Origin of the sequence: Legionella wadsworthii DSM 21896 = ATCC 33877 (assembly GCF_000701265.1) — a bacterium.
Taxonomy (GTDB): domain Bacteria; phylum Pseudomonadota; class Gammaproteobacteria; order Legionellales; family Legionellaceae; genus Legionella; species Legionella wadsworthii.
Map to the genome: position 1 here is coordinate 182957 of NZ_KL370761.1, position 21985 is coordinate 204941.

Genomic DNA, 21985 nt, shown 5'->3' on the forward strand with positions numbered 1-21985 from the left:
TGCTGCACCACACTTCGGATGAATCCTATTTTCCGCTGTTGCATAATCCTAGAAAGAATGTTATCAAATTAAATGGTTCGAAAATATTCTATTTATTGACCACCCGCATCATAACCTTCTGGTTATCTATCTCAAGGAGTGAGAAGTATGACAAGAGCAAAGAAGGAGTATTACGCATCATATCAGGCACAGCAAGATCGCTCCCGTTTCTGGGTTCATTCAGAAGGATGTTACACGGAGAAAGAATTAGAGCAAAGAGCATGGATTCTTAAGATACGCGGAAATTCCGGAATTCACTCGGATTATTTAGCCAACCCAAGCTCCTGGTTTGCAGAAGATTCACAAGCCCTAACTAATGTTTATGAGCACTCCTGGTTTTACTCGAACGCATTTAAACCTCGGCATATCTTAAATCGAGATGATTTTCATGTCCAACCTATAGATGGGCAACGTCTGCAATGGCCAGCTTTGTATGAGTTGATGCAAAAAACTGGGGATTATTTGCTATTACGAAATCAGCAATTAAGCGCCGAACATTTAAATCAGCCGATAAATTATTTTTTACTTGATTTAAATCATATTATTAAAGGGATTAGCCAAAATCCCAATGTGAAACAGACAAGAGAACAATTGGAATATTTGACCCGTTATGTACGAAACATTGAAAAAAATATTTCTCCTTTTGACGGATCCGATCGCCTATTTTTAGCGAATTTTCGCAGCATTATAGATGATGAAATTCATCCTCAGCTTACATATAGAATAGAATCACAATTATTGAAAGATAGACTGGGTGAATTATCAAAAACTATTGAACAATTATCGACTGAGCGCAATAGAATTTTGCATTTTGCCTTGAATGCGAATCAGGTTAACCCCCATACCTACACTTTTGCAATCGACAAACCGAGTGATTTAAAAGCTTATCCTACACAAGCAGTAAAAGAATGTGCAAAAGAGTCTACAGCTGTAGCAGAAAGCCCTGAGCCCGTTCTGAAGTTAACGGGAGAACAGTTAAAAGACTGCCCTGATTTCCAGTTAATCTCCATGCAAGAGCAAGTATTGGATCATTATGCCCAAGCTGTCACTGATTTGCATGAACTCATCCAGTTTCAAAATGTCATTACCCAAACTATGGATCTATTAAGCCAAGCGGGGGAAGTTTATACAGTATTTCAATTTAAAGAACAACTTTCATTAATGCTCAAACAAATTGAATATTTCATCGATAAATCGACCATTCCTATCGAAGAAATCATTCATGCGAATACGCAAGCTTATCATAAAGCAATACATGAAGAACAAAACTTACCTTTTTTTAAAAAATGGTTCACATCGGAACAGAAAAAATTAAATACTTTTATAGGCAACCAAGATACTATGGCTCAATTTCCCTCGACGAAAGCGGATCTTGCAAAAACCAACCAGGCGCTGAAACAACAGGTCAATCAGGTAATTAGTCATTTACAGGGTCCCAAAATAAGAGCCGCTGATTTTGCGACAATTGCAGACCAAGCCCAAGAATTAAATACATTGATGGATTCGATGCATCGTTGGGTCTCATATCAATACACTCTCAAAGGATTGGAACCACCACAACAACCCGATAAATTAAAACTGCCCCAACCTCAACTACAAAAATTTTCCCATGCAAGCAATAAGCAAGCGTCCTCATTTTTCGATTTACAAAAAAGGGCTACTCTCATTGAAGATAACTCCCGTCCGAACTGGACTTATGAGAAATCCATGTGCCCTATCCCGATAGATCAAGCCCCCGCTTTAACCGACTGCAGCAATCAGGATTTGAGTATATGCCCTGTACCCCAAAACAAATCGGATAATGATGTATTTTATTTCGGATTAATTTTACTGATCCCAATTGGATTGATCACTCTTTATTTATTATATCAAACCTTAAAACCCAAAGAAGAAGTGAGAATATTGGGAACCAAAGAAGAATATGATCTTATAAAAACCGAATTGGATGATTTTCTTGTAAAAATACAAAAGGATGAAGACAAATATAATTCAAGAAAAGATGAATCCGTTGACTATTTTATTGAGACCTATCATGAGTTGGAGAAGTTAGCTAAGAAAAAAATTTATGATGTAGTGCAATTAAAAGAACTTTATGAAGATATAAAATATTTTTATGCTGATTATAAAATTGAACCATCCTCCCGCACATTTTAGGATAAAGTATCTGAGCTGAAAAATATTAGTTCGGATACCCTTATGCTTTTTTCTTAAATAGTACATAATATGAACACAAATTACTCTTAAAAACTATAATCAAAGTATTTACTCCTTTTGAATTGATTTATTTTTGTCAGTTGGATAATTACTGTGGTAGAGAGCCTGATGTGAAATCATTTAAGTATCATTTTCAATCTTTATTTCAACTCGCTTTTCCCTTAATTTTAACAGGATTGCTACAGTCTTCCATTTATTTTTTTATCACCATGTTTTTAGCACATTTGGATCAAGATGCCCTAGCAGCAGGTTCTTTGGTGGCTTGGTTATTTGGGACATTTAATGTCATTGTTATTGGAGTTTTAAATGCAATTAATATTTTAATCGCTCACCGACATGGTGCTCATGATGCGCATGGAGTTTCTCTTGTTTTTCGGGATGGATTTTGGTTGGCGTGTATTTTAGCGATACCTTCAAGTTTTTTCTTTTGGCATATTACACCCTTACTTCTGTATTTTGGTCAAAACGAAACTTTAGTGAAACTCGCTGAATCCTATCTATATGCCCTAACATGGGGATTATTAGCCAATTTCATTACAGTTGCACTGATGGAATTAGTTATAGGATTAGGTAAAACACGGGTTGTCCTGTTCTTCTCTGCGCTTAATGTTTTCTTCAATATCTTTTTTAGTTTTGCTTTGATTTTTGGGAATTTTGGATTACCTGCGTTGGGGGTTGCTGGTGCAGGTTGGGGTTCAACTATAAGTTTTTGGATAACGGGATTATTTTTTTCTTGGTATGTATTTAGGAATAAACAAATCAAAAGCTTCACGCATCTTCTTTTCACACGTATTCGTCCTTTTTATTTTTATGAACTCATTAAAATCGGTGCTCCCTTGGGGATTATGTATTGTGTAGAAATCGGGTTTTTCTTTATTTTGATTTTAATTATGGGATCTATGGGTAATCAACTGTTGGCAGCCAATCAAATTACATTACAATATTTATGTCTGCTGACCACTGTCATTTTTTCAATAGCACAAGCCATAACTGTACGCATGTCCAACCTATTAGGAAAAGGCGACTGCCTGAATGCAAAAAATATCGGTTATATAGGAATTCTTTCTTCATTTATTTTTATGTTCGGTGCTGCCCTGATTTATTGGTTTTGCCCCAAATTACTCATCTCCATTGATTTTGATATACATGCACCTGAAAACCAGGAAATTTTAAATTTTGCAATTCAGCTCTTGGCAGTAAGCGCAGTTTTTCAAATATTTGAATCCATAAGAATTGCTTTATTTGGTGCATTGCGTGCTTTAAAGGATACACGCTACACTTTAGTTATATCAGTGATTAGTTTTTGGGGTATCGCATTGCCGACAGGATATTTTTTATCAATATCTCTTCAATGGGGAGGAACAGGACTTTGGTGGGGTATGTCTTTAGGCGCTATAATTAGTGTTTTGTTGCTCTACTGGCGGTTCAATTCTAAACTACGCCATTATCAAAAAGAGATAAATTAATCTTGAGAAAAAATCTCCTATGCTTTTTATTGCGATTGTTATCCCCTGTTCGCTTTTTCTGCCTAAAGACCAACATATCCTCCTCATCATGTGGTGATCAGGATAAAAAAAGCTAAACTTAATATAGGTAGGTTTGGATCTAGGATTTAAGTATGAGTCATCATTTTACTGCTACTGTATTCTGCAAGGATGAAAAAATCGCGACCCAAACAGGAGATGATCTCGATAAGCTTTATACTTGGATGCTCATTCAAGTCAATGGACAATATAACGAAGTTCGAGGTGAGATAGTTGAGAATAAAACGAATAAAATTGTCAGAACATTTCGTAAAGCACCCATAGAATAAAATCAAAAATTTTTTCAGTTTCCAGTTCAAGAAATATAGAATGGTTGACTAAGTTAAAGAAGAACTTACAATGATCCCTTTTATTTTAATCAACGAGTTAAGGATAGGTTATGAGTGCAACTCGGAAAACTTCTTCATTTAATCTATTTTGGTTGCTCAATTACATTTCTATTGCATCAGTATCAGCTGCCATCATCACGCCTGCTTTACCCAAAATTCAAAGTCAGTATGCTTTAGGACCAGGAGCAATAGAATGGATCGTTTCAGCTTTTTTAATTGGTTATGTAGTCGGTCAATTAATCTATGCCCCCTTAGCGAATCGATTTGGCCGACTAAAAGCGCTGCGTACCGGTTTGATAATAAATCTCTTCGGTATTCTGGTTTGTTTCTTAGCTTTGTTTTTAGAAAACTACAGCTTACTTGTCTGTGGTAGATTAATAACAGCTTTGGGATCTGCCAGTGGACTTGCTTGTACCTTCATGTTAATCAATGAATGGTTACCCGAGACCCAGCGTAAAACGGCCATGGCCTATTCTGTATTATCCTTTGCCTTGGGTATCGGCATCTCTGTAGTAATAGGGGGCCTGGTTACTGATTACTTCAACTGGCAAGCATGTTTTTGGGTTTTACTTGGCCATGGCATCATCATGCTCTGGGGAACCAAAGTGTTTCATGAAACATTAATTCATCCAAAATCAATTCAAGTGAGCACGATTATACGAGACTATGCTACAGCCCTTGGTTCGAGCAAACTGGTCATTTTCTCATTAGTTGTAGGTTGCTGTTCTGCAATCTCCTATTGTTTTTCTGCTGCAGGACCACAGATAGCAGAAGAAATATTAAAGCTTTCGGCTGCTCAATACGGTTATTGGAATATTTTGAATATAATAGGTATGCTTGCGGGTGGTTTATTAGCCAAACAATTACTTTCTCGTTTTTCAGCAAATCAACTTATCTCGATAGGCTTTCTAGGTGCCGCATTTGGCATTGCTAATTTGTTCATTATGTGGCTGTGGGAAAGCCAATCTTCATTATGGTTTTTTCTTATAACATCAAGCCTCTACTTATTCAGCAGCTTTCTCTTTTCAGGCGGCTCCTACATTGCATCCAACTCGATTGAAGACAAAGCCAGTGCCGCCGCCATGATGAGTTTCGTGAATATGTTTTTTGCAACACTCAGTGTGATTCTTATGGGTTATTTAATGCTTAATCCCTTTTTAAGCTTTATTATTATTCTTAGTATTGTTTGGTTACTCGTAGTAGGTCTTATTCTTATAAAAAATTTTTCCGGGAGAACATTACTGCTTACCCAAAATTCAGATTGATTGGATTAATCCATCAACAGGAGCATTTATGCCGCAGGGTCGTATACCGCAAGCATTACAAAATTTTTTGAATTTCACCAATTCAAAACCTAATGTCTTTTCACCGGATGTCATACGTGAGCTCGCTGAAAAGACAGCTGATGCCTTTGCACTTCCTAAATTGTTTGTTCCTTTAATCCGCGATCTTGATCTGGAGCATGCAGATCATAAAATTCCAACTAGAATTTATCATCCTGCACCACAAAAAAAATTACCATCGATTCTTTATTTCCATGGTGGCGGCCATTTATCCGGAAGTATCGATACCCATGATGCCCTATGCAGACGGATTGCTGTGGCCAGCCATTCTGTACTTGTCTCTGTGGGGTATCGTTTGGCTCCAGAGTTTCCCTATCCTGCAGGTTTATTGGATTGTATTGCCATTTATAAAAACAGGGTGGAGTTACTTAAAGAGATTGAAGTAAACACAGATTGTGTATTTTTAGCAGGCGATAGTGCTGGAGGAAATTTAGCGATTTCTGTTTGCGATCAGATAAAAGGAATTAGGGAACAGGCCATTAAGGGATTGGTGTTAATTTATCCTTCTGTTGATTTTTCAATGAACTATGACTCTTACCAACGAAATGGCGAAGGCTATTTACTGTCTCGAGAAAAAATCCAGTGGTATTTTGACAATTACTTTAAAGATGGCGGGGATCGCATCCAGGCCTCTCCCATTAATTTGAAACATTTAAATTTACTACCCCCCTGCTATATTGCTGCAGCTGAATACGATCCCCTCTTAGATGAGGCGATCGCATTTGCAAAAAAAATTGAGTCTTTAGGTGTTTCCGTGACTTTCGAAGAATTCAAAGGAATGATTCATGTTTTTGCCCAACTTGAGGTATTTGTACCTGAAGAGGTTTTTCGATTAATCGAATCTATTGAACACTTTATTAAGTTATATTCCAAATAATTTAAAGATAGAAAGACATTCGACAAATAAGTTTCCACTTTAATGGTGAACCAATTCCTCTCGCTTGTATGATAGAAATTAAGAAAAATCAATGCTTAAAATGTATCAAAGCCCTGATATTCTTGCCAACCAAGTTCCTCATAAGTACATTCTTCTACTACGGCAAGTTGCGGCCCTTCTTGCAACCACGAATAAAAAATTTCAAGATTATCAACTTTTCCACAAGCTAAAACTTCAACGCGACCATCATCCAAATTACGCGCCCACCCTGTGATACCTAATTTACTCGCCTCCTTTTGTGCTGAAGCTCGATACCATACACCTTGTACTTTTCCTGAAATGTAACATCTCATGCATGCTTGGTTCGTCATAAATTTCTTATTGGATTTTAATTCAATAAAGTTTATCTTATTTTAGAAAAGGGAGACAACAATGGCGATATGGTTTAAAGAAATAACTTTAGAAGACCTCAATCGATTTGGAAAAAATACAATGTCTGAGTTTCTTGGCATCCAATTTATTGAAATTGGGGATAATTTTTTAAAAGCGACTATGCCAGTTAATGAACGAACCAGACAACCTATAGGTATTCTCCACGGTGGTGCTAATGTTGCGCTGGCTGAAACTGCTGCAAGTACGGCAGCAAACTCAGTAATCGATGTGAATCAATTTTTTTGCGTTGGCCTTGAAATTAATGCCAATCACATTCGCTCCGTTAAGGATGGGTTCGTGACAGCAATTACAACCCCCCTTCATTTGGGCCGATCCACGCACGTTTGGGAAATCAAGATATTTAATGAACAAAAAAAATTGACTTGTATTTCTAGAATGACTGCTTCGGTTATCACCCATCCTAAAGAGTAAATCTCTAGGCGCCTACTCATATTTTTTGATCATCATGATATAATATATAGCTATTTTTATTCTCTCTGTTATGAAACCGAATCAAAAACTTAAAAATCGTGGCGCGTTGAGCAATCCAGAAGGACGATTTGAATCCCTTACCCGCGAACATTTTGCTGATGGATGGGATATCGAAGAAGAAATGTTGCCTGCACTAGAAACCTCATTTTTGCCAGAGAATTCTAAATCAATTATCAGCCATAATGATTCTCCAGATTTAGGTTTTGACCAATCGGTAAATCCGTATCGAGGATGTGAACATGGTTGCATTTATTGTTATGCCAGGCCCAGTCACTCCTACCTCAATTTATCAGCAGGTGTCGATTTTGAAACTAAAATTTTCTACAAAGTGGATGCAGCGGAACTTTTAGAAAAAGAGATTAATAAACCTGGCTACACCTGTAAACCTATTGTACTAGGTGCAAATACCGATCCGTATCAACCAGCTGAAGTTCAATTTAATATTACACGTAGTCTATTAGAAGTATTGGCAAAACATCATCATCCCGTGATCCTGATCACTAAAAACTCACTCATAGAACGTGATTTAGATATTTTGAGCAGCATGGCACAATTCAATTTAGTCAAAGTTGCAGTGAGCATCACTTCTCTATCAACAGAACTCAAACGGATTATGGAACCCAGGACTACAGCACCTTCCGGTAGGATAAGAATGATAAAAAACTTAACTGACTGTAATATCCCAGTTCGCGTTATGGTTGCTCCCATAATTCCGATGATTAATGATGTGGACTTGGAAAAAATCTTACAATCTGCTGCTGATGCAGGTGCCAAATATGCAAGTTATGTATTAATTAGGCTTCCTCATGAAGTAAAAGACTTATTTAAGGAATGGCTCGCAAAGCATTTTCCCCAAAGAGCCGAGCACGTGATGAGTATCATACGACAAATGCGCGGTGGGAAAGAATATGATGCTCAATTTGGAACACGTATGCGGGGCGAGGGAGAATATGCGACTCTGTTAAAAAACCGATTTCATATTGCTTGTAAAAGGTTTCATCTAAATACAGAACCAGAACCCATTCTTGATTTAAATAAGTTTGTAAAAAAGAATGATCTTTACTCAAAACAATTAAGCTTATGGGAGGATGAGGATTACGCATCCTGAACTCAATTTATATGCTTAAACTTTATGGTATAAAGGGTAGCGCATGGATTTTTTTAAAAAGCTCCTTAATAAGCATCAGGTTCTAGGGCATGATGTTACTGATGAAACATTGGAAAACCAATTAGGTTTGCACCTAACATCCTTTATTAAACAAAAATCCTACAGTTTATTTAGAACCGATATCATTCTGGAACGATTAGCCCAATTTGCAGTACAGGGTAAAAGTGCACATATCGCAGCATTACTTAATATACGTCCTGACTTAAGGATAAAGATTTTGTTCACCTTAGCAGGCTTGGGCGCACAGGATAAGATGCAAGCAATATTAAAGGAACACCCTGAAGATTTATTATTAGTACATCCATTAACAGATATTTCCGGTGCCCAATTTTCAAGTGTCACTTTATTACAACATGCGATTTGGACTCAGGACCTAGGCCATATGGGTATTATGTTTCTGGACTGCCTGCCTCGAAATGAACAAGGGGAACAAATACGAAGGGCATTAAAAAAACAATTTAGTGATCTGTTCACTCACGGGGTGGTGTATCAGTTGAAGGGAGAGGAACACAAGGAGCGTCATTTTAATTTAATGAATTTGATTAAAGCGCTTTCGACCTATGTAAGCAATTATCAAAACTGGATACCGAGTGAAAGACAGATGTATTGGTGTTCAGAGGTGGGATCGCAACAGCAGCGGCTTCCTGCTATTGTTCGTCACCATTATTGCGATTATGACGAGTTATTTCGAAATAATCCAAGTTTTTCAAAACCCCACCTAACTCGTTCCCTCACCATATCCTATGACACACCCAACTCTTATGAAGCCCTGGAGAAAATCACGACATGGTCTGAGAGCTTGTCTGGATTGGGTTCTGATTTTGGAATTTGTAGAGGGATAAGCATGGTTTACCCATATCAGGAAACTGCACCCGAACTTCGGGATGCCGCAATCGATTTGATGGCATTAGAGACTTTACAAAGAGTAAGAAATGACTGGGACATGCGAAAATTTATAAAACGATTAAATACTCCAATTCAAAACCAGAAAGAGGATGTATTTACAATGGAGTGCATCAAGCCCAAATAGCAGTTATGAGCAAACCAATGCGTCAGCTTGATTTGCTCACAAAAAAAGCAGCAAATTTTAATTAGTGTGTTTGTATTTTATACATCTTCATAAATAAAATCTATACTTAATCTGAGTCAAAAAAGTAAAAAATTAAGGAGGATGTAATGATTACACGTTCATGTATTTCTCAAGTACTTCGCATCGGAATTATATTGGGTTCATTATTCTTTGCATTAAGTTATACCTCTGTTGCCAGCGCAGCTCAAGGGTGCGGCCATGGTTGGCACAGAAATATGTATGGTGGATGTGTATTAAATCATCCTGGACCATATTCTAGACCTGCTCCATATCATCCAGGATGCTGGCGAAATGCATGGGGACAATTACGTTGTTATTAATACATTACTCCTTGGCCTTGTCCAAAGGGCAAGGCCAAGGAGTAAATGCTTTTATTTCTTTTTCTGGCTTTGAGAATCAAATTTCGATTTTTCTTGATTTGATCTTTGCTTGTCAGGATGAGTAGAATGCTGCTGATCGTGACGACGAGCATCTTGTGATTCATTTTTAAATTTATTATTTTTAGACATGTACCCTCTCCTAGAGATTTAATTGATACCTCAAATTTAAACTTAGTCTTGCTTGATAAAAAAAGCAAACTAGATAAGGATTTACCAGGCTGAATCAAAACCAGAATTCTGTGGTTGTAGCTCAAAAATTCAGTTAAAGTAAATTTAAAGGTTACTTCTAAATGGACTTTTTCATGACACCTGAAATTAATGAATATTTGAGGCAAATAAGACACCATAAACCATTTATTTTAACAATAACGAATTATTTCCCGATGGGTTATGTTGGAAGCGGGATCCGAAGTATCGGTGGATTCCCGTTAATGTGTGGTGCTGAAGAAGAAGTAGATGAATTATTAGAGATATCTAAAGCAGTCATTATTAATTTAGGTAAATTAGATAATAACTTTATTAAACTTTGCCACCGTATCTGTAAGATAGCGAACCAAAGAAATATTCCTATTATCCTAGATCCAGTTGGAGCGGGCGCAAGCCGCTATCGGACTGAGGTGGCTATCAATATCACAAAAAAATACCAAATCGCAATTATTAGAGGCTATCCTAATGAAATAACCAGTTTGGTAACCGGCAAGTTAGTGATACAGGATAACCAATATCTTGATAATAAAAATATAATCGAAAATGCTAATGTTTTGTCTAAAGAATATCAAGTTGCTGTGGTAGTAAGTGGTAAACGTCATGTGGTCATCCATCGAGAGCAGATGGATCAATTTAATTTTGATTCGGCTTTGGTACAAAAAGTAGCTGGTATTGGAAATTTACTTTCAGCCATTATTAGTGTGTTTCATTCTGTAGTGGACGATCAATTTTTGGCTGCTAAGAATGCAGTTCATTTTTATGCAGAATGCGTAGGACCTACTTCCAGTGGCGCCTCAGGACCCGCTTCACTAATAATCGGGATAATTGATAAAATCTATATCAATGCGACCAAAGCCCAATTATTCACTTAACAACAAAGCATGCTTGTGTGAACAACAACAAGCTCAGAAGTGGCTAAAACGTGCAATCTGCTATTTGGTAAATACCATAAAAGAAAAAATTCCCTTATTAAGGAGAACTTGAAAACTACTCCAGGATTGTTTTTGGGCAATTTGTGCAAATGTATCCATTTTTTCGGGATGATCATCAGCATAAGGATGTACCATACGACTTTTTATTTCTTCTTCAGATAACTCCGGATTAGACTCTTCAATCCGTGATTTTAATGCTTCCAACCACTCGTCGCGGGTTTGATCCTCTTTGAGGATGCCATCTACCATTAACAAAAATCCATTAGTGCTTAGCTTTTGTTGACACACTTCAATAAATCGTATTTTATCCATAAGCGATAAATGATGCACAGCATAGCTTGTATAAATCACATCGACAGGCGCTTTTATTCGAGGCAACGCCTCACTCATATTCTCTGCAATGAACTCCTTGTCACAAGTAAGCGGGGCCAGTGTTTTTTCAGCTATTTTTAACACATCTTTTGCGGCATCAATACCAATATATTTTTTAATGGGTTGTTCTTTAAGAATTGAAATAACCGTGCTGCAATCGCCACATCCCACGTCAACAAAAGAAAAAGGATGGTTTTTAAAATTATTTGAAAGAAATTTTTGTAATTCTTGCAACATCTCACGATGATACAAAGTATTATTGACAATAGCACTTTGATAGCGTTGCCAGTTCTCATTAAAGTATTCACTCGCATTTGACATAGGATTTACCTATAGTAATAAAAATAAAATAAATAATAGCAACTCCAACCGTTTTGGTATACTAGGTGTATCCGTAAAAAATTAAATCAGATTGAATAATATCAATTCAAATGTTAAAATTTGCCACATTTGGTAAAATTAAAGGCCACTTATGAGCTATATTTTCTCCCTCACCCTGTGTTTGTTTTTATCTGCGACCTGTTTCGCGAGCCTTGATCCGGAGGTGAGTTTACACGATAAAATTGGACAGATGCTCCTTTTGGGTTTTGACGGTAAAACAATTAATGCACAATCACCGATAGTCAAAGCTATTCAAAAAAATAATATTGGTGGGGTCATACTGTTTGACTATAACTACCACACAAAAACCTTTGATAAAAATATAGCCAGTCCTGAACAGGTAAAAAAACTAAATCATGATCTGCAACATTTTACTCAACAATCCAATTTAAAATATCATCGACCGCAATTACCTCTTTTAATTTCTGTAGATTATGAGGGAGGTCAGGTAAATCGTTTAGGGAACCAATATGGTTTTCCTATTATCTTTTCTGCGGCTGAAGTTGGAAAAAGAGGATTGAAAGATGCTGAGATGACTGCGGGCACTATGGCTTATACTTTAAAAGAAGCAGGGTTTAATTTAGATTTTGCACCTGAGTTGGATGTGAACGTCAATCCCAGCAATCCCGTTATTGGTAAAAAAGATCGTAGCTTTTCCGAGAATCCCAAGAAAGTAACGCGCTATGCAAATATTTATACGAAACAATTTTTGAATCAAAAAATACAATGTGCCTATAAGCACTTTCCCGGACATGGAAGCGCCACAAAAGATTCTCACCTAGGTTTTGTAGATGTTACGGATACTTGGAAGACTTATGAATTAGAACCGTTTGCGACATTACTCCATACACGACAAACTTGTGGTATTGTGATGACGGCCCATATTGTGAATCGTCAGTTAGATCCCTCCGGGTTGCCTGCTACACTATCCCACAAGATTCTTACTGATCTTCTCAGAAAGAAGCTCCATTTCAATGGGGTGATCATCACTGACGACATGCAAATGAAAGCCATTAGTGACAATTTTGGATTGGAGAAAGCATTAGTCCTGGCGATCAATGCAGGTGCAGATATGTTGATGTTCGGTAATAACTTAGATGTTCCATCACAAGACCCAGATCAGGTCATTCGTATTATTGAAAATAAGGTTCAATCTGGTGAAATAAGCCAAGAACGTATCAATGATGCGTATCAGCACATCACTGAATTAAAAAAATCTCTTATTGAATAAGGTTTGGTTTCTGGATGCAGTGAAGTAAATCCAGTTTTTCTTCCCTGCTTCCAATGTGAAGTAATTACGCAGACCTTTTAAATTCAATCGCTACATTCACGTCCACTCCAGGAGCAACACTTAAAGTTCCTTTAGAAGTGCCAGAATTTTTTGAAAAATTTCCATTTAAATTGCCGTATTCCGTTTTTATGGTCACTGTTCCATTAACACACGTACCTCTTAATTTAGTGTAATTGTGATCGGGGCATACCAGACTACCTGAACGTTTGTCTGCATTAACTTCGATATTAAAGTTTCCTGCATTATCCAGAGTACTAATTGTTCCTGCTCCATTATAAAAACACTCGATCAACCAATTCGAAGCCTTACCTGACCCCACCCAGCTTCCTGGCACGTCCTCACAACTACTTGTTCCTGAGTAAAAAGTAAAATCCGCATGGGTCAGGCTTGTAAAAAAAAGTGCAGCAGCAGTAACTCCAAAGAGTAATTTTAGTTTCATTTTTTTTCCTTAAAGAAATAAAAACTAACAAACAGAACATGTTTGTGTCGTTGAATGCGATAATCATTATTACCCTATAAGATGGCGAGTGCAATTGAAAAGAACCAGAATAATATAAATAAATATCCTTACTATTCAGGGCTTAAATTAGCACCCTACCCTACTTTATTATCGGTTTTAGCATCCGGTGTTTGAATACGGGGTGATGAACATTCGTACACATATAAAAAAATGGGTTTCGTTAACTTATGAATCACTGGGATTATTTTATGATGAGCTAACGTTGCTACCGAGTGACAGTGATTAAAAAATCGTTCTGCACACGATTTTGTATCTCTAAAGTCAACATAAGAAATTTTATCAATTTGACCTTTAGATAAAGACTTTAGAAAAGCATCGCCCCAGTATTGATATTGATTTATATCGCCACAGGGAATGGCATACACGGGCTCATGCGGCATAAAGAAATTTAGAGCCGCTGCATTGGTGTAATAGCCAGTGACTACAGGCTGCCCTTTTTTTAAAACTTCAGGCTCATTTATCGCCTTTTGCAATACGGTGTAAGCTCTTCCTTTTTTTAAATAATTTGCTATAGGCCAAGAATTGATAAGAATCATCAAAATACTAAAACATAAAAAACAAGAATAGACGAGATGGAACAAACGTTGATAATTAAAACGCGTAATTACATAACCTGAAATTAATGCCAGGTTCATTCCAAGCGGAGTTAAGTAGACTACGCGCGCATCGCCTCCTAATAAAGTTGCGCTAATCCAGAAAACCAAGCCCACAATCAGAACCACAAAATTTAATTCTAAAATGAGATTATTGTCGGAATTTTTTATTTGCTGGTACTGATACAAACCCCATAAACTTAGAATAAGAAAAACAGAATAATTTACTATTAGAGAACCTAAAAGTTCCAAGAAACTATGTAAAACGGTAGTATTATTTTGAGTTTGACTGTGAAAATTTAATAGATAGGTGATCGAAATCCAATTGTGGTTGATATTCCAATAGATTACGGGGGAAACTATGAGAATAATTAACAGACAAGCCAAATAAAAATGTACGCTTTTAAATAGCTGTCTCTGCTGTGAAAAAATAACATAGAAAAATAATCCTGCTACCGTAACCACAGCGGTATATTTGGACAAAATCATTGCACCAAGGAATAAGGCGCAAAGATATAAATCCAATACGCGTTTGCTTGATATATGACGAGCAAAATAATAAACGGATAAAATAGTAAATAAATTTAAAGGGGCGTCGTATAAAACACGTACAAAAATACTTTCAGTTGTTGTGGGTAAAGCAATCCATATCAGGGCACTAATGAATCCTGTTCTTTCATTGTGCATGAGACAACCTGTTTTATAGATAAAAAAACCACCTAACATAAGGCATAAAAAACCAATAATGTTGATTGAAAAATAAGTATTCCCAAAAAGTAACTGAGAAGCATGAAAGAAATAAGCTATCATAGGCGGTCCATCAAAATAGGACCAGGCCAAATGTTTGCCCCAAGCATAATAATAAAAGCTAGTAATCGTAGGAACTATGAAAAACGTAGCTAAAAATAAAAAACCAATATAAAAAATCAAAAGAGGTTTTGCTGCTTTTTCATTCCACATATAATCACCATTTCCTTCAGTTATTTTTATCAGCTGAACAGTCATCCTTAAGAATGACCCATCTTTATTCGTTTAGAGAACGCCGCTCTAGTATTCAAAACATAGATAATGGTTCAGAAAATACCTAGGGTAAAATCTCTACAACATGAGCCAACCATTTTTTGTTATCACGTCTAATAATTGTGTTGGTACGTCCATAAATGAATTCTTTTTCTTTACAATGAATCAAAGATACCAAAGTGCTATTACATTTTATTTTGTAATATTTCCTGTCGCGCGTTGATATTTGTATCTGATATTTGCTTAATAATTTACCGAAAGGGATATTTGTACTCAAAATTTCTTCTTTAACCTTTTTCGGCAGTTCGTTGAAGTTGATACTTATAAAAGCGAGTTCAACAATTATCGCTTCATTTTTCTCTAAAGCTTCATCAGGGTTATTTCTATGTTTTGACTTATCGATAAACATCATTATCGAGCGGCTATAAACCTTTTTAAGTGGATCCTGCTTAGCAAATAAAGCTTTTATAATCGCACGACGTCCGTAATATGTCTCAATACTTTTGGTCATTAAGGGTTGAGTCAATATTTCATTGTAAGGGACAGGCAATTGTTTTAAACGAATTTGAACCCCTATTTTAGTGATCTCTGCTAATTGCTGAAACTTTAATGGCATTTCTTTCGTTTCTGAAGCACCATGAACTGTCACTGCTTTGAAGAAAAGCACCAACAGGATTATCGAAAAAAACAGGAAAAATTTTATTAATGTTCTAAGTAGTAATTTCATGAGCGGCTTCATCTCTGGGAAATTCTAAAGGATAATAAGGTAAGCTGGCATGGGCCATGGTATAAAAAATCCAATGAACATCCATTTTATGGCGCGCATGATAGATTTCCTTTTTTCAAATTTAAGATTTTTAAGATGCGATGATAAAGGATGTGGTGAGAGATTATCAATCCAAAATGTTAAAGAATAAAAATTAAATAAATAAACCAATAAGTAGTTGTCATTCATGCCACGTGGGAATCATTCCGCAGCATCGCTGCGGAATTGAATCTTATGAAAAATAGCTGTAACCATATTCTTCATCTTCTTCTTCAGATTCACTATCTTCTTTTTTCTCGTTGTTTACTTTATCTTTTTGCTCAGCAGTATTTTGTTGCTTTCCTTCATTTTGGGATTCTTCAGTCAGGTTTTCTTCAAGATCATTTTCATCCTCTAAACTTAAAGAGTGCAACAATGAAGCAATAGACAACATGGTATATAAACTGGGAGGAGCCTCTGACAAAACATGGATATGGCCCGCTGGACAGAATAGCAAAACAACACGGTTGGGCTGAGGAGTAAATCCGAACATGGTATTGGCATTTCTTGGTTGTGCGTTGGGTTGCGGTGTCTCTTGTTGGTTTTCTTGTTTGACTTCTTCTTGCTCTTCTTGGGAATATTCGGAGCTTTCTTCAGCGCTTTGCTCTTCATACTCTTCGTCAGTTTGCTCTATACTTTCATCCAAACTTTGTTTTGAGTATTCTTCTTCGCTTTCGATACTCTCTTGAGAACTTTCTAATTTTTTTTCTTCATCATCTTGATTGACAAGTTTGGGTGAGCTGGGTGGTGTCTTAGGCATTATCATTGCTCCTTAATTATAATTATTTAAATCCAATAAAATAATGTTACCCTCTAGAAAAGATCTCATTTTGTTATGACTGTCTTTTCAAGGACCAATTTTACAGTTAATTAACAAATAATGGTAGTGCAATTGAACACTTTAATTTCTTTCTTTATTCATTCAGGCAAAAAATGTTTCTAATGAACTGGAAGCGGCGTGAAAGAATCTCCTCTTAGGATGCGAGACAACACACTATGGAAATTCTTGCAATTAATATATTTTTTAGAGGAACAGTCCAAAGCGAAGGGTAAAAGAATATCTTTTATTTAATTCATTTAAATCATATGATTAATATTTGGTTTATTTTTAAGTACCTTATTTGCCTGATACTTTTGTTTTAATTTAAATGTTATGAGAATTCTTCATGAACCCATACAAAAAACTAGAATCACATTTTAAGAAGTATTATGATTTTGAAAATTTATCGGCAATCGTTTCCTGGGATGAAGCAGCCATGATGCCGGTGGGTGGCGGAAAAGCACGAGCCGAAGCATTAGCTACATTAAGTGCTGTTCAACATGATTGGTTAACAGATAATCGCGTGGGCGAATGGATAAAACAAGCAAAAGATCTTGATGGATTATCGCCCTGGGAACAAAAGAACCTGCAATGGATTGAAAAAAAATATTTGAAAGCAACGTGTATTCCTGTTCATTTAGTGGAAGAATTCACCAATGAATCTTTAATATGTGGTCAGGCATGGCGAGATTTAAGAGCCAAAAATGATTGGAACGCATTTAAACCTTACCTGGAAAAATTATTTAAAAAAGTAACAACAATAGCGAATATCAAATCCCAAAAATTTGGTATGTCAGCGCTTGATATCCTCATAGATGAGTATTCACCTGATTTGACTTCTAAAATCATTTCAGAAATTTTTCACTCTCTGAAACACCAACTGTTACCATTGATTCCCCAGATTATTGAAAAACAAAAAACGCGATCAATCAAACCCATTAATGGGTATTTCCCTATAGAAATACAAAAATCTCTGGGTTTGGAAATCATGAGTCGGTTGGGTTTTAATTTTGATCATGGAAGGCTTGATGTAAGTCACCACCCTTTCTGTGGCGGTATCTCAAGTGACGTTCGTATTACCACACGCTATAATGACAATGAATTTTTATCTTCCTTAATGGCAATTACCCATGAAACAGGACATGCCCTATATGAACAAGGTTTACCCAAGGAATGGTGTACCCAACCTGTTGGCCATTCTTTAGGTATGGCAGTTCATGAAAGCCAATCTCTTTTCATTGAAATGCAAATTTGCAGGAGCTTGGAATACATCCATTTTCTGGTTCCTATTGCTCAAAAGTATTTTAAAAATGCAGAAAATTTAACGGAAGAGAATATTTTTTATCACTATACCAAAGTAGAGCCTGGTTTCATTCGCGTGAATGCAGATGAAGTGACTTATCCACTACATGTTATTCTACGCTATGAAATAGAGCAGCTTTTATTTTCCTCCGAAATTACGATTGCTGACTTACCGGAAGTATGGGATACATCCATGCAAAAATATTTAGGCTTGTCCACAAAAGGTGATGACAAAAATGGTGTCATGCAAGACGTTCATTGGCCCTCCGGAATATTTGGCTATTTTCCTGCATATACTTTCGGAGCACTGATTGCGGCGCAATTATTCTCAGCGCTGAAAAAAGAAATTCCTGATATTAAAGGACAATTGAAACAGGGGAACTTCCAATCACTGCTTCTTTGGTTGAGAGAAAATATTCATCAAAAAGGAAAGTTGTTAACCTATCCTGAACTCATGCAGCAAGCAACGGGAGAAGCTTTAAACCCGAATTATTTTTTAACGCATATTAAAGAGCGATATTTATAACAATCCAAGGATGGATAACAGACATGAGAAAACGTACGATACAAAACAGTGCTGTGATTGCTGCTGCTTTAGGCGCATCAATTGCCTCCATATATACCAATACGGATTGGCTGTCTGAAAAGTCACAAACAGGGGAGCTTGAACGTTGCTATAACATAGTACGCACAGGCAAAAATGACTGCGCGACATCCAAGCATTCTTGTTCAGCACAAGCTACGTCGGATCAAGATCCAGAAGAATATATTGTGCTACCCAAAGGGCTATGTGAGCGCATAGCAGGAGGAAAAAGTGTTTAAAAATACTCAGTTGCCACTTCGTATCCAGGATGAGATGAAGAAACAGCAATATCAAAGTGAGTTGCTGGTGGGCGGCGTGCAATTGGGTGTGATGCTTTTATTTCTAATCATCAACTGTCTTACCCCTGTGGGTTATACTGCTTATGCACCTGTCCACTCTACTTCTCTTGGCTTGTCCTTATTTACCATTTTAATATTAACCCGTTTATGGTTTGCCTACACCCATCAATTAACCCCTATTATATTAGGATTTTTTGTTATTATAGAGATGTTTTTACTCTTGTTTGTTATTTGGTCTTATTACTTACAATATGAAACCTCACCTGCGCTTAATTTAAAAAATTCGCACATTAATTATGTTTATATTTTAATCGCATTGCGTGCATTGCGTTTTGAACCCGAGTGGGTTTTATTATCAGGTTTTAGTGCCGTTATAGGTTGGAGCTTGATCATTTGGCAGACTTTATCCAGTACAGGTATGAATGTAATTACCTGGGATTATGTGACTTATGCCTCCAAACCCAGTGTTTATTTTGGTGCGGTCTTTGATGTCCTTTTGTCGATTCTATTGGTCACATTTATATTAGCCTTAGTGCTCGAGCGTGCGAGAAGAACTTTATGTCAAGCAGTAGAACAAACCAGCGCAGCAAAAGATTTGTCCCGATTTTTTGATACAGATGTTGCAACAAAAATTACTCGATCTGAATTGGCGTTAGAAGCAGGTTATGGTGAAAATCGAAAAGCAGCTATTTTGTTTACTGATATGCGCGGCTTTACTAAAGCATCCAAAACTCTTTCCCCCAGTGATTTGATACGACTGCTTGGAGAATATCAACGTTTACTGGTTCCAATCATTCAGAAAAATAACGGCAGTATCGATAAATTTATGGGAGATGGCATCATGGCAAGTTTTGGTGCAGTTACCCCTTCCAATACCTATGCAGCAGATGCTTTAAGAACCGTAGATGAAATTCTTTCTGAAGTCTCATTATGGAACGAATCAAGAATAAAAAAAGGTGACGTGGTGATGGATGTGGGGATGGGGCTTGCTGATGGGGAAGTTGTTTTTGGTGTTATTGGACATGGAGACCGACTTGAATATACAGTGATTGGTGAAACAGCAAATCTAGCTGCTAAATTAGAAAAGCACAATAAAGTGGAGCATTCAAAAGCATTAACTACTTCATCCACTTTAGCAGAAGCTATGAAACAAAACTATAAAAATGAAACACCAAAAACTGAACGTAAAGACAGGCTTGTGGCAGGGGTAGATGGCCCTATTGATCTCATTGTATTCGGATCAAATCTGAGCTAAAAAAAACTTTTTAAGAGAGTCATGTCCTCTGGCATTTCCATAATAAATGATTTTTTATCATAAACTCTAAGCCCATAATTAAATCAAATTGCGGGTTGTTTTCCAAAATCATTTCATAGGATTTTATTAAAGGAATTCGGTTTTTAATTAATGTAATAAAATGAAACAAATCTTGAGAAATCCACTGAGTCTCCACTTGGCTGTTTTGACGATAAATGACGGCATAACTTGGTATATTTTGTAGATCAATTGTTTTTCCTTCAAGCGGATTTTCAAGGAAGCCGACTACTTCTTTTAATGAATAAAGCGATGAAAGTAAATTTAAAGAAGGATTTAAATAAAGGCGCAACTCACCAAAGCGCTCCAATTTCTTTTTTAGTTCCAATGGATTTAATAGTTTAAAATTGGGTGCTCGATAACTTTTATATTTTAACCATTCATATTCGGCGATGTCTTTTAAATAGACAAGTCCTTTCAATGAACTATTTTTTTGTAAAAAGCCTGGAAATTTCTCTCCCCATTCATCCAGGTTATTGGTTTGAGGCAAATTGATTTCTTGTTGACAAAAAAGAGAGGCTATATGGTGAGCACATTCTCTCCCGATTAACTTCCAAATGGCAGGAAAAGTGGTTTCTAAGGCATGGCTTAAATTTTTTATTATATTATTGCGGTAAATATTAAACCTAAATTCGGCGCTGCAATGGCTTGGGCGAATATATTGCATCATTTGAGTTTGACTTCGATCAAATACAGCTTTTGCAAAATTAAATTGAATTTGCTCGATGATTGACATATTCGACCGCTTTTTTGGCTTCATTCACTAAAACCTCTAAATCAGGTAAGTCGGTATCCCACTCCAGTAAAGTAGGAACATGACCAATACATTTTACAGCATAACGATATAAATCCCATACTTCGGAACAAACATGATTGTCATGTGTGTCTAATAACAAACTATTTTTTTCATCCAGAGCATAGGTTGAATGACCTGCTAAATGAATCTCTTCAACACTTGCTAAAGGGAGGGATTGAATGTATTGAAATGGATCCCAGCCATGATTCACACTAGAGACATAAATATTATTTACATCCAATAATATTTTTGCGCCCGTGCATTTAATGAGTTCTGATAAGAATTCAGCTTCAGAATAATCAGAAATCTGGAACTCCAAATAAGATGAGGGATTTTCGATTAACAAAGGCCTTTGTAAAAAAGTTTGGGCTTCATCCACATGGTTCGCAATCATATTTAAACTTTCTTGGGTATAAGGGATTGGCAAAAGATCAGGTAAATAGATTTGGCCGACAGTACTCCATGATAAATGATCGGAAATCAAAACCGGATTGCAACGCTGAATTAAAATTTGAATTTGTTTTAAATGTTTTTTACACAATCCTTGTGCCGATCCCAGAGATAACCCCACACCGTGTAAACTGATAGGGTACATCTCCCCTAAAGTGAGTAGTAGATCGAGTAAGGGACCTCCCTTCATCATAAAATTTTCAGTATGTACTTCAAACCAGTCAACTTGGGGTTTTTCTAAAAGAAATTGCTGGTAGTGAGGCGCTCTCAAGCCAACACCTATTTTATCGCCGCGAATTATCATTGTATTAACATTCTAAGAAGTTATTTGATATTCCTGTACTCAAGAATCAGTATCAATAAAGCACTCTCCCTGACTCCAAGGAGAGAATAA

23 protein-coding genes are annotated in these 21985 nt (G+C 36.5%); 14 read left to right on the forward strand and 9 right to left on the reverse strand.

Annotation, left to right across the window (positions count from 1 at the left end; genetic code table 11):
• Nucleotides 1-147: 147 nt before the first annotated feature.
• From BU07_RS0115260 to BU07_RS0115280, 5 genes are all read left to right on the forward strand, one after another.
• Entirely contained in the window at nucleotides 148-2193 is a 2046-nt protein-coding gene (locus BU07_RS0115260) for a hypothetical protein (protein WP_031567547.1), read from the forward strand.
• 170 nt (nucleotides 2194-2363) lie between these two features.
• Nucleotides 2364-3719 carry an MATE family efflux transporter gene (locus tag BU07_RS0115265; RefSeq protein ID WP_031567549.1) on the forward strand — a complete coding sequence of 452 codons (1356 nt, stop codon included), beginning with the start codon at nucleotides 2364-2366 and terminating at the stop codon, nucleotides 3717-3719.
• Between the two features lie 152 nt (nucleotides 3720-3871).
• Nucleotides 3872-4066 (forward strand): hypothetical protein, encoded by a 195-nt coding sequence (locus tag BU07_RS0115270; protein ID WP_031567551.1) that lies wholly within the window; start codon nucleotides 3872-3874, stop codon nucleotides 4064-4066.
• A 110-nt stretch (nucleotides 4067-4176) separates the two neighbouring features.
• Nucleotides 4177-5391 (forward strand): MFS transporter, encoded by a 1215-nt coding sequence (locus BU07_RS0115275; RefSeq protein ID WP_031567553.1) that lies wholly within the window; start codon nucleotides 4177-4179, stop codon nucleotides 5389-5391.
• 28 nt (nucleotides 5392-5419) lie between these two features.
• Complete coding sequence (locus BU07_RS0115280; protein WP_031567554.1) at nucleotides 5420-6346, forward strand: alpha/beta hydrolase; 927 nt, start codon at nucleotides 5420-5422, stop codon at nucleotides 6344-6346.
• Between the two features lie 95 nt (nucleotides 6347-6441).
• On the opposite strand, the gene BU07_RS0115285 is transcribed toward BU07_RS0115280, so the two are convergent.
• Nucleotides 6442-6717 carry an acylphosphatase gene (locus BU07_RS0115285; protein ID WP_031567556.1) on the reverse strand — a complete coding sequence of 92 codons (276 nt, stop codon included), beginning with the start codon at nucleotides 6715-6717 and terminating at the stop codon, nucleotides 6442-6444.
• 61 nt (nucleotides 6718-6778) lie between these two features.
• Between BU07_RS0115285 and BU07_RS0115290 the strand changes: the two genes are divergently transcribed.
• The 4 genes from BU07_RS0115290 (at nucleotide 6779) to BU07_RS0115305 (ending at nucleotide 9848) form a co-directional block, all read left to right on the forward strand.
• A complete protein-coding gene (locus BU07_RS0115290; protein WP_031567558.1) occupies nucleotides 6779-7210 on the forward strand; it encodes a hotdog fold thioesterase in 432 nt (143 codons plus the stop codon).
• Between the two features lie 70 nt (nucleotides 7211-7280).
• Nucleotides 7281-8378, forward strand: coding sequence for a PA0069 family radical SAM protein (locus tag BU07_RS0115295; RefSeq protein ID WP_031567560.1), 1098 nt, complete (start codon nucleotides 7281-7283; stop codon nucleotides 8376-8378).
• 43 nt (nucleotides 8379-8421) lie between these two features.
• Complete coding sequence (locus BU07_RS0115300; protein ID WP_031567562.1) at nucleotides 8422-9468, forward strand: hypothetical protein; 1047 nt, start codon at nucleotides 8422-8424, stop codon at nucleotides 9466-9468.
• A gap of 146 nt (nucleotides 9469-9614) precedes the next feature.
• On the forward strand, nucleotides 9615-9848 hold the full coding sequence (locus BU07_RS0115305) for a GCG_CRPN prefix-to-repeats domain-containing protein (RefSeq protein WP_031567564.1): 234 nt from the start codon (nucleotides 9615-9617) through the stop codon (nucleotides 9846-9848).
• Nucleotides 9849-9899: 51 nt separating this feature from the next.
• Here the strand turns inward: BU07_RS0115305 and BU07_RS17575 are convergent, their stop codons facing one another.
• A complete protein-coding gene (locus BU07_RS17575; protein WP_165482413.1) occupies nucleotides 9900-10037 on the reverse strand; it encodes a hypothetical protein in 138 nt (45 codons plus the stop codon).
• Nucleotides 10038-10210: 173 nt separating this feature from the next.
• Here BU07_RS17575 and thiM point away from each other — a divergent pair, with 173 nt between their 5' ends.
• On the forward strand, nucleotides 10211-10987 hold the full coding sequence (thiM, locus tag BU07_RS0115315) for a hydroxyethylthiazole kinase (protein WP_031567567.1): 777 nt from the start codon (nucleotides 10211-10213) through the stop codon (nucleotides 10985-10987).
• Nucleotides 10988-11047: 60 nt separating this feature from the next.
• Here the strand turns inward: thiM and BU07_RS0115320 are convergent, their stop codons facing one another.
• On the reverse strand, nucleotides 11048-11686 hold the full coding sequence (locus tag BU07_RS0115320; RefSeq protein ID WP_423202585.1) for a methyltransferase: 639 nt from the start codon (nucleotides 11684-11686) through the stop codon (nucleotides 11048-11050).
• A gap of 205 nt (nucleotides 11687-11891) precedes the next feature.
• Here BU07_RS0115320 and BU07_RS0115325 point away from each other — a divergent pair, with 205 nt between their 5' ends.
• The gene (locus BU07_RS0115325) at nucleotides 11892-13031 is read left to right on the forward strand and encodes a glycoside hydrolase family 3 protein (protein WP_031567570.1); all 1140 of its coding nucleotides are present in this window, start codon (nucleotides 11892-11894) and stop codon (nucleotides 13029-13031) included.
• Nucleotides 13032-13095: 64 nt separating this feature from the next.
• Here the strand turns inward: BU07_RS0115325 and BU07_RS0115330 are convergent, their stop codons facing one another.
• The 4 genes from BU07_RS0115330 to BU07_RS0115350 form a co-directional block, all read right to left on the reverse strand.
• Nucleotides 13096-13530, reverse strand: a complete 435-nt coding sequence (locus tag BU07_RS0115330; protein ID WP_031567572.1) for a hypothetical protein — start codon at nucleotides 13528-13530, stop codon at nucleotides 13096-13098.
• Between the two features lie 155 nt (nucleotides 13531-13685).
• A complete protein-coding gene (locus tag BU07_RS0115335) occupies nucleotides 13686-15164 on the reverse strand; it encodes an ArnT family glycosyltransferase (RefSeq protein WP_031567574.1) in 1479 nt (492 codons plus the stop codon).
• Between the two features lie 124 nt (nucleotides 15165-15288).
• Nucleotides 15289-15951, reverse strand: coding sequence for a hypothetical protein (locus BU07_RS0115340; RefSeq protein WP_031567575.1), 663 nt, complete (start codon nucleotides 15949-15951; stop codon nucleotides 15289-15291).
• A 271-nt stretch (nucleotides 15952-16222) separates the two neighbouring features.
• Entirely contained in the window at nucleotides 16223-16789 is a 567-nt protein-coding gene (locus BU07_RS0115350) for a hypothetical protein (RefSeq protein ID WP_031567577.1), read from the reverse strand.
• Between the two features lie 406 nt (nucleotides 16790-17195).
• On the opposite strand from BU07_RS0115350, the gene BU07_RS0115355 reads away from it, so the two are divergent.
• From BU07_RS0115355 to BU07_RS0115365, 3 genes are read left to right on the forward strand one after another with little or no spacing between them, the layout of a single operon-like run.
• Nucleotides 17196-18677, forward strand: a complete 1482-nt coding sequence (locus BU07_RS0115355; RefSeq protein WP_031567580.1) for a carboxypeptidase M32 — start codon at nucleotides 17196-17198, stop codon at nucleotides 18675-18677.
• Nucleotides 18678-18700: 23 nt separating this feature from the next.
• Nucleotides 18701-18973 (forward strand): BufA1 family periplasmic bufferin-type metallophore, encoded by a 273-nt coding sequence (locus BU07_RS0115360; RefSeq protein WP_031567582.1) that lies wholly within the window; start codon nucleotides 18701-18703, stop codon nucleotides 18971-18973.
• Complete coding sequence (locus BU07_RS0115365) at nucleotides 18966-20288, forward strand: adenylate/guanylate cyclase domain-containing protein (RefSeq protein ID WP_031567584.1); 1323 nt, start codon at nucleotides 18966-18968, stop codon at nucleotides 20286-20288. Before BU07_RS0115360 ends, BU07_RS0115365 begins: the two co-directional genes overlap by 8 nt.
• A gap of 19 nt (nucleotides 20289-20307) precedes the next feature.
• On the opposite strand, the gene BU07_RS0115370 is transcribed toward BU07_RS0115365, so the two are convergent.
• Together BU07_RS0115370 and bufB are read right to left on the reverse strand one after the other, a co-directional pair.
• Nucleotides 20308-21081: an HvfC/BufC N-terminal domain-containing protein gene (locus tag BU07_RS0115370; RefSeq protein WP_115262274.1), complete on the reverse strand. Its 774-nt coding sequence runs from the start codon at nucleotides 21079-21081 to the stop codon at nucleotides 20308-20310.
• The gene (gene bufB, locus BU07_RS0115375; RefSeq protein WP_031567589.1) at nucleotides 21053-21895 is read right to left on the reverse strand and encodes an MNIO family bufferin maturase; all 843 of its coding nucleotides are present in this window, start codon (nucleotides 21893-21895) and stop codon (nucleotides 21053-21055) included. Before bufB ends, BU07_RS0115370 begins: the two co-directional genes overlap by 29 nt.
• Nucleotides 21896-21985 lie beyond the last annotated feature (90 nt).